This window comes from Brevibacillus humidisoli (assembly GCF_020923435.1).
Classification (GTDB): Bacteria; Bacillota; Bacilli; order Brevibacillales; family Brevibacillaceae; genus Brevibacillus_E; species Brevibacillus_E humidisoli.
This window is the reverse complement of sequence record NZ_CP087263.1, coordinates 2143025-2156447: the sequence shown is the minus strand read 5'-3', so window position 1 is coordinate 2156447 and position 13423 is coordinate 2143025. Positions and strand designations below refer to the sequence as shown.

At 53.2% G+C, this 13423-nt stretch carries 18 protein-coding genes; all 18 read left to right on the top strand.

What is annotated here, in order from left to right; translation table 11 throughout:
* Window positions 1-14: 14 nt before the first annotated feature.
* Window positions 15-218 (top strand): stage III sporulation protein AC, encoded by a 204-nt coding sequence (spoIIIAC, locus tag LOK74_RS10690; RefSeq protein WP_126427545.1) that lies wholly within the window; start codon window positions 15-17, stop codon window positions 216-218.
* Window positions 219-235: 17 nt separating this feature from the next.
* Window positions 236-625, top strand: a complete 390-nt coding sequence (gene spoIIIAD / locus LOK74_RS10685; protein ID WP_230046613.1) for a stage III sporulation protein AD — start codon at window positions 236-238, stop codon at window positions 623-625.
* Window positions 626-637: 12 nt separating this feature from the next.
* A complete protein-coding gene (gene spoIIIAE, locus LOK74_RS10680; protein WP_420908758.1) occupies window positions 638-1831 on the top strand; it encodes a stage III sporulation protein AE in 1194 nt (397 codons plus the stop codon).
* Between the two features lie 10 nt (window positions 1832-1841).
* Window positions 1842-2516 carry a stage III sporulation protein AF gene (spoIIIAF, locus tag LOK74_RS10675; RefSeq protein ID WP_230046612.1) on the top strand — a complete coding sequence of 225 codons (675 nt, stop codon included), beginning with the start codon at window positions 1842-1844 and terminating at the stop codon, window positions 2514-2516.
* 26 nt (window positions 2517-2542) lie between these two features.
* The gene (gene spoIIIAG / locus LOK74_RS10670) at window positions 2543-3172 is read left to right on the top strand and encodes a stage III sporulation protein AG (RefSeq protein ID WP_230046611.1); all 630 of its coding nucleotides are present in this window, start codon (window positions 2543-2545) and stop codon (window positions 3170-3172) included.
* 12 nt (window positions 3173-3184) lie between these two features.
* Complete coding sequence (locus LOK74_RS10665; protein ID WP_230046610.1) at window positions 3185-3823, top strand: SpoIIIAH-like family protein; 639 nt, start codon at window positions 3185-3187, stop codon at window positions 3821-3823.
* A gap of 163 nt (window positions 3824-3986) precedes the next feature.
* Window positions 3987-4913 carry a Gfo/Idh/MocA family protein gene (locus LOK74_RS10660; protein WP_230046609.1) on the top strand — a complete coding sequence of 309 codons (927 nt, stop codon included), beginning with the start codon at window positions 3987-3989 and terminating at the stop codon, window positions 4911-4913.
* A 135-nt stretch (window positions 4914-5048) separates the two neighbouring features.
* Window positions 5049-5579 (top strand): acetyl-CoA carboxylase biotin carboxyl carrier protein, encoded by a 531-nt coding sequence (accB, locus tag LOK74_RS10655; protein ID WP_230046608.1) that lies wholly within the window; start codon window positions 5049-5051, stop codon window positions 5577-5579.
* Between the two features lie 17 nt (window positions 5580-5596).
* Window positions 5597-6958 (top strand): acetyl-CoA carboxylase biotin carboxylase subunit, encoded by a 1362-nt coding sequence (accC, locus tag LOK74_RS10650; protein WP_230046607.1) that lies wholly within the window; start codon window positions 5597-5599, stop codon window positions 6956-6958.
* 53 nt (window positions 6959-7011) lie between these two features.
* Window positions 7012-7437, top strand: coding sequence for an Asp23/Gls24 family envelope stress response protein (locus tag LOK74_RS10645; protein WP_230046606.1), 426 nt, complete (start codon window positions 7012-7014; stop codon window positions 7435-7437).
* Window positions 7438-7629: 192 nt separating this feature from the next.
* Complete coding sequence (gene amaP / locus LOK74_RS10640) at window positions 7630-8196, top strand: alkaline shock response membrane anchor protein AmaP (RefSeq protein ID WP_230046605.1); 567 nt, start codon at window positions 7630-7632, stop codon at window positions 8194-8196.
* 12 nt (window positions 8197-8208) lie between these two features.
* On the top strand, window positions 8209-8424 hold the full coding sequence (locus tag LOK74_RS10635) for a DUF2273 domain-containing protein (protein ID WP_230046971.1): 216 nt from the start codon (window positions 8209-8211) through the stop codon (window positions 8422-8424).
* 12 nt (window positions 8425-8436) lie between these two features.
* Entirely contained in the window at window positions 8437-8844 is a 408-nt protein-coding gene (gene nusB / locus LOK74_RS10630) for a transcription antitermination factor NusB (RefSeq protein WP_230046604.1), read from the top strand.
* 45 nt (window positions 8845-8889) lie between these two features.
* The gene (locus tag LOK74_RS10625) at window positions 8890-9852 is read left to right on the top strand and encodes a tRNA (adenosine(37)-N6)-threonylcarbamoyltransferase complex transferase subunit TsaD (RefSeq protein ID WP_230046603.1); all 963 of its coding nucleotides are present in this window, start codon (window positions 8890-8892) and stop codon (window positions 9850-9852) included.
* 92 nt (window positions 9853-9944) lie between these two features.
* On the top strand, window positions 9945-10817 hold the full coding sequence (gene folD / locus LOK74_RS10620) for a bifunctional methylenetetrahydrofolate dehydrogenase/methenyltetrahydrofolate cyclohydrolase FolD (RefSeq protein ID WP_230046602.1): 873 nt from the start codon (window positions 9945-9947) through the stop codon (window positions 10815-10817).
* Window positions 10818-10821: 4 nt separating this feature from the next.
* The gene (gene xseA / locus LOK74_RS10615) at window positions 10822-12189 is read left to right on the top strand and encodes an exodeoxyribonuclease VII large subunit (protein WP_230046601.1); all 1368 of its coding nucleotides are present in this window, start codon (window positions 10822-10824) and stop codon (window positions 12187-12189) included.
* Window positions 12170-12427: an exodeoxyribonuclease VII small subunit gene (gene xseB, locus LOK74_RS10610; RefSeq protein ID WP_230046600.1), complete on the top strand. Its 258-nt coding sequence runs from the start codon at window positions 12170-12172 to the stop codon at window positions 12425-12427. Before xseA ends, xseB begins: the two co-directional genes overlap by 20 nt.
* Entirely contained in the window at window positions 12424-13320 is an 897-nt protein-coding gene (locus tag LOK74_RS10605) for a polyprenyl synthetase family protein (RefSeq protein ID WP_230046599.1), read from the top strand. Before xseB ends, LOK74_RS10605 begins: the two co-directional genes overlap by 4 nt.
* The last annotated feature ends 103 nt before the right edge of the window (window positions 13321-13423 follow it).

Below are 13423 nucleotides of genomic sequence, written 5' to 3'. Positions count from 1 at the left end.
GCGAGGTGTTCGTTGTGGGTTTCGATTTGACTCCTGTCTTTCAAATCGCTGGAGTCGGTTTTATCATGGCTATCATTCACACCGTGCTGAAAGCTTCGGGCAAAGAGGATGTTGCCCACTGGGCTACCCTTGTCGGGTTTATCATCGTCTTGTACATGGTGGCGCATTATCTGGGAGACCTGTTCAACGAAGTAAAACGCGTCTTTCTGTTCAATTAGGGAGGAGGGCGCCAGCGATGGAAATCGTCCAGATTGTAGGTCTTGGCATTGTTGCCACCATCCTCGCGCTGGTGATCAAGGAGCAGAAGTCGATGTTTGCCTTTCTGCTGACAATCGTGTCTGGTGTGATCATCTTTCTGTTCTTGATCGACAAGATCGCCGAGGTGATCCGCGTTTTGGAACGGTTGGCGGTGCAGGCCGATCTGAACCTGATTTTTCTGGAGACGATCTTAAAGATTATCGGCATCGCCTACATCGCTGAGTTTGGCGCACAGATCACCCGTGATGCGGGTCAAGGTGCGATCGCCTCCAAGATCGAGTTGGCAGGTAAGGTACTGATTCTGGTGATGGCTGTACCGATTGTACAAATCATCATTGAGACGGTTGTCGGCCTGCTTCCGGCTTAGGCAGAAAGGGGGATGCCGGTGACACGTCTGCTTTGGTTCCTGCTTTTTTTTCCGTTGGTGTTGGTTCCGCAATTGGTATTCGCTGAGCCTTTCGTCGATTCGCAAAGCGGGGGCCCGATCGATCAGCTGGTCCGCCAGCAGGCAGAGCATCTGCAGACAGAGAGAATCGAGCAGTTTTGGAAAAAGACGCTGCAGGAGTACAAGGGCTATCTGCCAGATCTGCAAGCGCCGGGTCTGATGCAGCTGCTGTTTCAAGACGGTGAGCTCACCGTAAGTGGTGTTCTGAAAGGACTGTTCAAATACTTTTTCCACGAGGTGCTGACCAACGGCAAGCTGCTCAGTTCGATCATCATCATTACCGTCTTTGCGATGATCTTGGAGACGATGCAGAGTGCCTTTGAGCGAAACACCGTCAGCACCGTTGCCTATGCCATCACTTATCTGGTGCTGATGGTACTGGCGATGAACAGTTTTCATCTGGCCATTACCTACGCCAAAGATGCCATCGCCAACATGTCTGATTTCATGCTGGCTATGATCCCGCTCGTCATCGCCCTGCTTGCGTCGATGGGGAACTTTGCCTCGGCGGCACTGTTTCATCCGCTGATCGTCTTCATGATCAACACAAGCGGCATCATCATCTCGACGATCATCTTTCCGCTGCTGTTTCTGTCGGCGATGCTGTCAATTGCCAGCCTCTTCTCCGAGCGGTATCAGGTAACCCAACTGGCCGTACTGCTGCGGACGATCGCGATGGGAGCGCTTGGTTCCTTTTTGACCATCTTTCTGGCGGTAGTCAGTATACAGGGAGCTTCAGCAGCAGTTGCTGACGGCGTAACCCTGCGGACGGCGAAGTATGTGACCGGCAACTTCATCCCGATAGTCGGACGGATGTTTTCAGAGGCAGCCGATACCGTTGTCGGAGCCTCGCTGCTTGTGAAAAATGCCGTTGGACTGGCTGGAGTGATTATCCTGCTGATCCTTTGCGCGTTCCCGGCAATCAAAATTCTTGTACTGGCCCTGATCTACAACGTTTCGTCGGCCGTACTGCAGCCGCTGGGTTCCAGTCCGATCATCACTGCGCTCGGTACGATCGGCAAATGTCTGGTCTATGTGTTCGCCGCTTTGGCGACTGTTGGCCTGATGTTTTTTCTGGCGATCACCATCATTATCACGGCAGGCAATATCTCACTCATGGTTCGGTAGGTGAGACATGGTGGAATGGTTCACTTTGTGGCTAAAAAAGATCATCTTGCTCGTCCTGTTGGCAGCCTTTCTGGACTTGATCCTGCCGAACACCAGTTTACAGCGTTACGTCAAGATGGTGATGGGCTTGATCATCTTGCTGACGATCATGTCCCCCGTCTTTACCTTGTTTCGCATCCCACCCGAAGAATTGGCTCTGCGGCTCAGCAGCTATCAGCAAGAGTTTGAAGCCCGCGACGAGCCGAATCCACAGTGGGAGTCGCTGTCCAAAAAGCTGATGCAGCAGCAGGACGAGCAGATGGAAAGGTATGTTAGCGGGCAGATGGAATCGCTGATTCGTCAGCAGGTCCTCTCTGCTTATGGGATAGAGGTCTCTTCCGTCGACGTTCGATTCCGTCAATCCGGTGAGAGCACACCGGACATTGAAGCGATCACGGTGGTCGTATCCGAAGACAAAGGGGGTGAGCAGAAGTCGCCCGAAAAGGAGGATCCCGTTCGCCCCATCCGGCCCATCGAGATCGAAGTGGGGAGTGAGTCGCAGTCCAAGGAGTTCGACAGTGTCCCTGTTTCCGGTCAGCAGCATACTGCTTTGTACCGGGAGATTGCTGCGCAAGTTGCCCAGGACTGGCAGGTAGCGCCTGATCAGGTCAGGGTGATCAGTGCCAAAGAGAATGAAACTGGCTGACCGATTGGCAAAAGGGGGGATAGTTGATGCTGTCCAAGCTGAAACAGATACTGGCAGGCGATCCGGACAACAAACAGATGAAACCGATTCACTACTTTATCCTGCTGTTTTGTATCGGGGCTGCGGTCATGATTTTTACCGATTTCCTTTCCGTCGAGCCGGACCAATCCTCTACCAGCGACCTGTTTTCCGCACAGGTACCGGAGCAGGAACCGTCTGCACCGGCAAGCGGTGGCTCGGTCAGTAACGACGAAATACAGGAGTATGAAAACATGTACGAGACCCAACTGGCCGAAATCCTGGAAACGGTAATCGGGGTAGGGCAGGTGGAAGTGATGGTCAATCTGGATTCTACCCCGGAAGTGGTGGTGGAGAAAAACCGCGACATCCGCTCCGCTACGACCAAAGAAACGGATAAGGACAAGGCAACTCGCAACCAGACGGATCAGACCAGAAATGAGCAGGTTGTTGTCGTTCAAGGTTCAAAACAGGAGCATCCCGTCGTACTCAAAACGGTCAAACCAAAAGTGAGAGGAGTGTTGGTGGTTGCCAAGGGAGCAGAGAATATTCAGGTAAAAGCGTGGATCTTGGAAGCGGTACAAAAAGTGTTGGATGTACCGGCCTATAAAATCTCGGTATTACCCAAAAAAAAGTAGGAGGTTGTCAAGATGGTTGTACGCAAACAAACAGTGTGGTTGTTAACAATGTTGGCCGTAATGGTCGTACTGTCCGGGTACTACCTGGTAAAAGGCCCAAGCGAACAAACGCCTGCGCTGGGAGAACCGACAGGGCAGCAAGATTCGCTGTCCGGCGTACAGGTGGAGACCGAGCAGACAGACCAACCGGCCCCCGATGCTGCTCCTGTTGAAGGAACGCCTGATGGCAGCTTTACCGATGAGGCAGCAGCGGGGGGAGAAAGTACTACCGTCGAGGATTCGTCCATTCTGGCTCAAGCCGGTAATGAAACGTTTCAGAGCATCAAGCTCAATCGGGAAGCGTTGATTGAAAAGCAAAAAGATGAACAGATGGAGATTATCGTCAATCCGGACAGTTCGCCGCAAGCGATGGTGGAAGCAAGAGCGCGTCACGATGAACTGTCCGCCCTGCAGAACAACATAATGGCCCTCGAAGAAATACTGAAAGCGGATGGCTACAAGGATGCTGTCGTCCTAGCCCAGAACGAGAGTGTCAAGGTGATTGTCCAAGCCGACAAACTGGACCGCAAGCAGGTGGTTGATATTATCGCGATGGCTAAACAACACCTGAATGTTCCTGGATATCAAGTGACCGTTAGTTCTCGACCGTAACGTTTTACAACATGTGACGGAGAGCGCATAAGCTGATTTCTCTGCACCCACAGTGTAGAAATAAGAGTGAGTAGGCAGCCGCCACACCCCGGTTGCCTTTTTTGTGCAGGAATAGCGGCATCGATGCCGAAACGTTTACATGAGACGAATAGGAGGGGAACCCTTGCGAAAGCCGCGTATTGGTGTAATCGGACTGGGCAGCATTGCCCAGAAGGCGTACCTGCCCATTTTGTCTCAGCAGCAGGGCTGGAGCCTGGTTGGCGCGTTCTCTCCTACTCAAAGCAAGCGTGATGACATATGTGCACAGTACCGCATCCAATCGTTTCCGAATATGGCAGCACTGGTGCGGGAGGTGGACGCGGTGTTTGTCCATAGTTCGACTGAGACCCACTATGAAGTCGTTGCAAAATTGTTGTCAAAAGGCATCGATGTCTACGTGGACAAACCGCTGGCGGCAACCCTCGAGGAAGCGGAAGGGCTGGCCGTGCTTTGCGCAAAGACCGGCAGGAAAGTGATGGTCGGCTTCAACCGACGATTTGCTCCGCTCTATGTGCAAGCGAAGGCTGAAGCGGGGCGAATGGCCTGGATTCGGACGGACAAACACCGGATTGACGGGATTAGGGATGAACCTCATGAGCAAACTCTGCTTGACGATTACATCCATCTGGTCGATCTCGTCAGATGGTTGGCCGCTGATGAGGTCAAGTGCACAGGCGGCCGGATTGTGACAGACGAACGAGGACGGTTGCTGTACGCACAGCATAGCTACCTGTCCAACGTTGGGGTTGGGCTGTCGACGGCAATGCACAGGAGAGCAGGATCCAATCGGGAGCATGTAGAATGGACCGCTGATGGACATGTGATTCGGGTAACGGATCTCGAGGTCTGGGAGCGGGAAGAAAAGGGGCTGGTGATGAGAGCGAAGCCGGCGTCTTGGGATACCATTTTAAAGCGCAGAGGATTTGAAGGGGCCGTGCTTCACTTCATGGAATCGATTATCGGAGACAGTAAACCGAGTGTCGATGCGGACGAGGCTTATAAATCACAGCTATTGCTGGAGGAGTTAATCAAGCTGGGATCATCCGACTGACCAGGTTGTCAGCCGGCCGGGAAAGCATTCCTTGACGTTGTACGAGCAAGAAGTTACCATATTATTTATGGGTTCAACTGCTTTGCGAAGTCTCTTTTAAGAATTGTGAGATGAAGAACAAGGAGTGAACGAAAGATGTTCAAACTTCACGAGATTCGAGAAATGATCAAGTTAATTGACCAATCAAGCATACAAGAGTTCAAGCTCGAGTGGGAAGGTTCCAAACTAAGCATCAAAAAGAATCTCGCCCCTGTCGTTGAAACATCTGTACCTGCACCCGCTTCTGCAGCACAGCCCGCACCTGTACAGGTGCAGCCGACAACAGTTGTGGCCTCCCCTGTGCCTGATGTGCAGCCCGCACCTGTGGCGCAAGAGCAGTCGGCACAAGCGAAAGCTGCTGAAACGGCCCCTGCTGATGATGCTAACCTACATAAAATTACGGCACCAATGGTTGGCACCTTTTATCGTTCGCCGGAGCCCGGCAAACCGTCCTACGTTGAACCAGGGGATAAGGTGACAGCGAACAAAGTAGTCTGCATTCTGGAAGCGATGAAGCTGTTTAACGAGATTGAAGCGGAAGTGACCGGCGAGATCGTCAAAGTGCTGGTGGAGGATGGGCAGTTGGTCGAGTATGGTCAGCCCCTGTTCCTCGTTAAGCCAGAATAAACGGAGGGTGAAGCAGGATGTTTCAGAAAATCCTAATCGCCAATCGCGGTGAAATCGCCGTGCGGATTATCCGTGCGTGTCGCGAAATGGGGATCCGAACGGTAGCCGTCTATTCCGAAGCCGACCGCGAGTCGCTGCACGTCAAGCTGGCTGACGAGGCGTACTGCATCGGACCAACCTCTTCCAAAGAGAGCTATCTCAACATGGCGAATCTGATGAGTCTGGCTGCCAAGATAGGGGTTGACGCGATTCATCCCGGATACGGCTTCCTTGCTGAAAACGCTGACTTTGCCGAGATATGTGCCGCCTGCAACATCGCCTTTATCGGTCCAGAACCCGATGCGATTACCAAGATGGGTGACAAATCGACAGCCAAAGAGACGATGAAACAAGCAGGGGTTCCGATTGTTCCCGGTACGGACGGGCTGATCGAAAACGTGGAGGAGGCGATCGAGACGGCGCAGCAGATCGGCTATCCTGTCATGGTGAAAGCGACGGCAGGCGGCGGCGGACGCGGGATGCGTGTGGCAAACGATGATCAGGAACTGGAAAAAGCGATCCGTCAGGCGCAGAACGAAGCGAAGACCGCCTTTGGCAATCCCGGCGTCTACTTGGAAAAGTTTGTGGAAGGACCGCGCCACGTGGAGATCCAGATCATGGCGGACAAACACGGCAATGTCGTCTACATCGGGGAGCGGGACTGTTCCATTCAACGTCGTCACCAAAAGCTGATCGAGGAGGCACCCTCGCCTGCCCTGAGTGAAGAGCTGCGGGCCGAGATGGGGCTGGCAGCCGTTGCGGCGGCAAAAGCGGTCAACTACCACGGGGCGGGAACGGTTGAATTCTTGTTGGATAAACACGGCAAGTTTTACTTCATGGAGATGAACACACGGATTCAGGTAGAACACCCGGTGACAGAATGGGTGTCCGGCTTTGATCTGATCAAGGAACAGATCAACGTGGCGGCCGGTCTTCCGCTCTCCTTCTCGCAAGAAGATGTGAAACTGGACGGCTGGGCGATCGAGTGCCGGATCAACGCGGAAAACCCGGTCAAGAACTTCATGCCCTCGCCGGGGCGCATCACCCATTACCTGCCTCCTGGCGGATTTGGCGTGCGCGTCGACAGTGCCGCCTATAGTGGATATCAGATCCCGCCGTTTTACGATTCGATGATTGCCAAGGTGATCGTCTGGGGGAAAGATCGCCGCGAAGCGATCGAGAGAATGAAACGCGCTCTCTCGGAATTCGTGATCGATGGCATTTCGACGACGATTCCATTCCATTTAAAAGTATTGGATCATGAACAGTTTGTCAGTGGGGAGTTTGATACCAAGTTCCTTGACACCTATGACTTAAAGCTGGACGAAAGTAGTTTGTAAAAAAAGCCTGGCGTTGCTATAATGGAGAGTAAACCCATAGGGAGGTGCGAACGATGGAAGAGTACACGGCTGATACAGAAAAAACAGAACTTGGCAAAGTCCAGATCGCTCCCGAAGTGCTGGAAGTCATCGCAGGAATGGCCGCCTCGGAGGTCGAAGGTGTAGCGCAGATGAGCGGGGGGTTCGTCGGCGATATCGCTGAACGTCTGGGACGCAAAAACGTTGCGCGCGGCGTCCGTGTCGAGGTTGGTTCACGTGAAGCGGCTGTTGACGTGTCTATTGTTGTCAAATACGGCTACCGAATCCCGGAAGTGGCCCGAAATATACAAGACAGTGTAAGCAGTGCGATTGAGAGCATGACCGGTCTGTCGGTCGTTGAGGTTAATGTACATATCGTCGATGTTGAGCTGAAGCCGGAAGAGAAAGTGCAACCGGTTGTTGCGCAAAATCAAGCGGAGGAGTATCAGAGGGTCCGCTAACCCATTACCAAATGCCCCCAACAAAGGGGGCATTTTCTGCATGAGGAGCACCCGAAGGGCACACGTTCTCGCTCTTGCAGGGAAGCTATATCAACGTAGTAGTCGCGAGTAAGGAGCACCCGAAGGGCACACGTTCTCGCTCTTGCAGGGAAGCTATATCAACGTAGTAGTCGCGAGTAAGGAGGAGCCGATGTGAATTTGTTTGACCGCTTTATCCTAACGATCTACAGTCTCGTCTTGATCGTATTGTCCCTGATTGCGATTGGGGTGTTTTCCAATGTGATCCATCGCTCTTGGGTTGATCTGTTTTTCACGGATATTTACGGCTCGACGACGATGAATCTCCCTTATCTGATAGTTGCCGTGGTCTTCCTTGTGATCAGCATCCGCTTTTTCTTCAGCGGTTTTCGAGGACGCCGGATACGGGAAGATAAAGCGATTTATCAGCGCAATGACTACGGTCATGTCAGTATCTCCTTGGAGACGATCCGAGCTATCGCTGAGCGGGCTGCAAAAAAGGTGAGAGGGGTACGAGAGTTGAAGACGCAGGTTACCACCAAAGACCTGGGGAACATCATCTCTTTGCGGCTCAGTTTCGACGGTGAAACCCCGCTGCCCGAACTTACCCAGAATTTACAGGCGGAAGTAAAAGCCAGAGTAGAGGCGATCACCGGACTGGAAATCGCTGAGGTTTCGGTGAAGGTCATCGAGGTTGCATCGACAGACCATGTTGCCATCCGAAGCAAGCGGGTAGAATAGAAGGTGAAGGATATGATATGGGAGTTGCTTTTGGAACACAAGGGCAAATGTCTGGGGGTAGCCGCCGGTTTTTTCTTTGGTCTGATCTATCTGATTGTCGGTTTTTGGGACACCCTTGTATTCATTGTATTGGTGTCGACCGGTTACTATATAGGGCGGAAGCTGGATCAAAAAGAAGATTTGCGGGATATTCTGGATCGCATCCTGCCTGGCAAATTCAAACAGTAGGTGAACAAGCACATGAAGCGAAGAACAGCACGAGAAAAAGCGGTGCAATGTCTGTTTCAAATCGACATGTCCCAAGTTGAACTGCCGGAAGCAATCAATCTGGTCCTGGAAGAACAGGAACCTGGGGGCACCGACTATCTGATGTTTCTCGTCGAGGGGACGCTCAAGCACCTGCCCCAGATCGACGAAGAACTGAAAAAATACCTGCGGGGCTGGCAACTGGAGCGAATTGCCAACGTGGACCGGGCGATCTTGCGGCTTGCCTTTTTTGAGTTGATGTTTGAGCCGGAACTTCCGGAAAAGGTGGTATTAAATGAGGCCGTGGAGTTGGCTAAACTATACAGTGACGACCAGTCCTACCGGTTTGTCAACGGTGTGCTCTCCAGTTTTCTGCAAGAACGTCCACAAACGCAGCTGTAAAGAGTAGCTTCAGACTCGGATCAGATGGAAATCAGGTGAACGAGAATGGATAAAGTCATACTGGGGATCGATACGAGCAATTACCGGACATCACTCTGTCTGGTACGGGAAGACGGCGAGATTGCTGCTGAAGCGAGACAACTCCTCCGCGTCAAAGAAGGTAAGCGGGGGTTGCAGCAGTCAGAAGCCGTCTTTCAGCACGTGATGAACCTGCCTCAGCTGAGCGACCAACTGCAATTGGGGGACAGAGAGATTGCAGCGGTGTGCGCCAGCGAGAAGCCTAGACCGATCGAACAATCGTACATGCCTGTCTTTAAAGTAGGCGAAGGTTTGGCCAAGTGTCTCTCTGTCTATCTTGGCGTGCCGTACTACTTGACCAGTCACCAGGAGGGGCATATTGCTGCCGGGGAGCTTACGGCGGATGAACGGCCCCAAAGTGCACGGTTTTTAGCTGTTCACCTCTCTGGCGGCACCTCGGAGCTACTCGATTGTATACGGGACGAGAGCGGCTATCGGATCGAAAAGATCGGCGGGTCCATCGACCTGCATGCAGGACAGTTGGTTGATCGCGTGGGTGTGGCACTTGGTCTCCCCTTTCCCTCTGGGCCGTATCTGGAAAAGCTGGCCCAAAGGGCGGAAGGTTCGTTTCGTGTATCCTCTGCTGTGGACGGGCTAACGTTCAGCCTCTCCGGTCCGGAAGCCGCTCTACTGAGGGCTGTATCAAAAGGAGAAGTTGCTGCTGCCGAGATTGCGCGTGCGACAGAACAGTGTCTGGCCAATTCGTTGGAGAAAGTACTGCGCCATGCAGTGGAACAGGGGTGGAGCAAGGAGATATTGATCGTCGGCGGGGTGGCAGCCAATCAGTACATTCAGGATCGACTTATTCAACGACTGGAGCACCCAGCAGTTGGTGCAAAGCTGTATTTCTGTGATCCTGCTTACTCCGGTGACAACGCATATGGAGTAGCGATGCTTGGTTGGTCTATTCACAAAAACCGAACATTATGAGTGATTGGTTGTATAAAATTTCGCCTTTACATCCACTCGACACCTCGCTACACTAATGGTGAGCGAACAGTGCGAAGGGGGTTGTCATCGAGATGACAGCAACAGTGATTGACGGGAAAGCAGTGGCCCAATCGATTCGGGCCGAGATTGCTGAAGAAGTGAAAAAACTGAAGCAAGACGGAATAGAACCGGGTCTTGCGGTTGTTTTGGTTGGACAAGATCCTGCTTCACACTCCTATGTCAAGGGGAAAGTAAAAGCTTGCGAAGAAGTGGGCATCTATTCGGAAGTTCTTCGTTTACAGGAGACCATCAGCCAGCAGGAACTGCTGCAAACGATAAAGCAGTTGAATGAAAAACCGAACATTCATGGGATTCTTGTGCAGCTTCCCCTGCCGCCCCACATCTCTGAAGAGGCCGTGCTGGACGTGATTCCAGCCGAAAAAGACGTCGACGGTTTTCATCCGATCAATGTCGGCAACATGGTGATAGGCAATGACGCGTATCTACCATGCACACCGCACGGAATTGTGGAGTTGATCAAATGGACAGGCACTGATCTGAATGGCAAGCATGTCGTCGTGATTGGGCGCAGCAATATCGTCGGAAAGCCAGTTTCGTTGCTGCTGCTGCAGGAAAATGCGACAGTTACGATGTGCCATTCCCGTACGAGAAATATGGCAGAGTTGACCCGACAGGCCGACATTTTGGTCGTAGCAGTGGGGAAAGCGCATCTGATCGGCAGAGAACATGTCTCACCGGGGGCGATCGTGATTGACGTGGGTGTCAATCGCATGGAGAACGGCAAACTGGTGGGTGACGTGCGTTTTGACGAGGTAGCCGAGGTAGCCGGATACATTACACCTGTACCAGGTGGGGTCGGACCGATGACGATCACGATGCTGCTGGCCAATACGGTCAAGGCAGCCAGAGCACAGTCCCGTGTCGGTGATGAAGTGAAAGGATGAGGAGATGAGCACGCCGGAGATCTGGACGGTCAGTCAACTGACACGCCATGTCAAGCAAACATTGGAGCGGAGTCCACAGTTGACTGATGTATGGATTCGCGGAGAAATTTCCAACTTTACCCATCATACCAGTGGGCATATGTACTTTACCCTCAAGGATGCCCAGTCCCGCATAAAAGTCGTTATGTTTTCCAGCTATAATCGCTTTCTTCGCTTTCTTCCCAAGAACGGGACCAAAGCGATCGTGCGCGGCTCCATTTCCGTCTACGAACGAGATGGTAATTATCAATTGTACGCACGCGAGATGCAGCCCGATGGACTGGGTTCCCTGTACCTAGCGTTTCAGCAGTTGAAGGAAAAGCTGCAGAGTGAGGGACTGTTTGCCCCGGAGCGGAAGCGGCCGCTACCGTCTTTTCCACGAGCGATAGGCGTAGTTACTTCCCCTACCGGTGCCGCTGTGCGGGACATCGTTACCACCATCAAGCGGCGATTCCCGCAGGCTGTGATTACCGTCATACCGGCAATCGTTCAGGGCGAGGAGGCACCTGCTTCCATCGAGGCGGCCATTCGGCGCTGCAATGAGTGTGATCACCTGGAGGTTTTGATCGTCGGACGGGGTGGCGGCTCAATCGAGGAACTGTGGGCATTCAATGATGAGCGGGTAGCGCGGGCGATTGCTGCATCCCGCGTTCCGGTGATTTCTGCCGTTGGTCACGAGACGGATTTCACCATCGCTGACTTCGTTGCCGACATTAGGGCGGCAACGCCTACCGCGGCTGCTGAGTTGGCCGTTCCCCACTATCTGGAGTGGTTGGAGCGGACCCGACAGTTGGAGCATAGGCTGCACCGCGTAATGAACACACATCTGCACGAACAGCGGGAGCGGCTGAACCGCCTGTCTGCCGCTTATGGCATGCGCCTCCCACAGCGGCGGATTGAGGAATCGCACCAACAGTTGGATGAGTGGATCAACAGGCTGCGGCTAACGACGAGACAGCTCGTCAGACGAAAGCGTGAACAGTACACTCTTTTGTCGGATCGTCTACAACGCTACCGCTTCTCTCTGCGGCTAAAGCAGCATCGTCAGATTGTTTTGCGCGGCGAAACGGCATTGCGGCAGGCGATGCAGCGACGGATTCAGCAAGCCCGCCGTGACTGGAACGGTTTGGTAGGACAGCTTGACGCACTCAGCCCGCTCAAGGTGATGCAGCGGGGTTATGCCCTGGTCTACCGTGAGCAAAAACTGGTCAAGCATGCTGCTGCATTTGCCCCTGGAGACAAGCTGATGGTACGATTGCAGGATGGAATTGTACACGCTGATGTGACCGAAATCGTCCGAGAGGAGAATGAGCATGGCCCGCAAGAAAGATGAAAAAGAGTTGGAACTGCCATTTGAACAGGCAATGCAGCGTCTGGAAGAAGTGGTCCGCCGTCTGGAAGAGGGAGAAGTTCCGCTGGAAGAAGCGATTGAACTTTATCAAGAAGGCATGCAGTTGTCCCGTCTGTGCGGCCAAAAGCTGGATGTGATAGAAGCCAAGGTGATGCAGTTGGTAGAGGAAGACGGTACTCTCACGGAGAAGCCGTTCCACATCGAGGAGGAAGCGGAATGAATCAGACGCTCTCCGCTTACCTCCAAGAAAGGGCAGCGTTGATTGAGCGGAACTTGCTGTCTGCTCTGGAAAGAGAAGAGGTGCCAGCCCGCCTCTATGAATCGATGTCTTACTCCTTGATGGCCGGGGGCAAACGATTGCGACCGGTGCTGGTGCTCGCTGTGCTGGAGTCGCTTGGCGCCCCAATTGAGCGGGGCATACCCTATGCCGTTTCACTTGAGTTGATCCACACGTATTCACTCATTCACGATGACCTGCCGGCCATGGACGATGACGATTTGCGCCGCGGCAAACCGACCAATCACAAGGTGTATGGCGAAGCAACAGCCATTCTGGCTGGCGATGCCTTGTTGACGCGTGCCTTCTCCAGCATCGCCGATGCCTACCTGGAGCATCCAGAGGTGAAGCCGGAAAACGGACTCAGGCTGATCGCTGAGTTGGGGCGTCGCTGCGGTGCTGCGGGAATGGTTGGAGGGCAGATGGCCGATATGGAGGGGGAAGGTCGCCCGCTTAGCTTGGCAGAACTGGAGTACATCCACTGTCACAAGACCGGCGATTTGTTGGTAGCGGCTCTGCGTGGAGCGGCCTATCTCGCTGATGCTTCGCCAACTCTCATCGATGCCCTTACCCGCTACGGCATGGCTATTGGCCTTGCTTTTCAAATCCAGGACGACATTCTCGATGTGGAGGGTGATACCGCCCAATTGGGGAAAACGGCGGGGAGCGACCAATCTCGCCAAAAGGTGACCTATCCGTCACTCATCGGAATGGAAGCGTCGAAGCAAAAACTGGCCCAGCTCGTCTCTGACGCCAAAGAGGCACTGCGTGCTGTAGGACTGGGTGATTCGATTCTGGTGCCGCTAGCGGATTACATCATGGAGCGAAGCTGCTAGCATCCAAATCTCATACATATCAACACAATCCTAGTGCTGCACGAGCAGGCTAGGATTATTCCGTCTTTTCTCGTGTAGGAAGTGGAGTTTTTTCACGGAAACG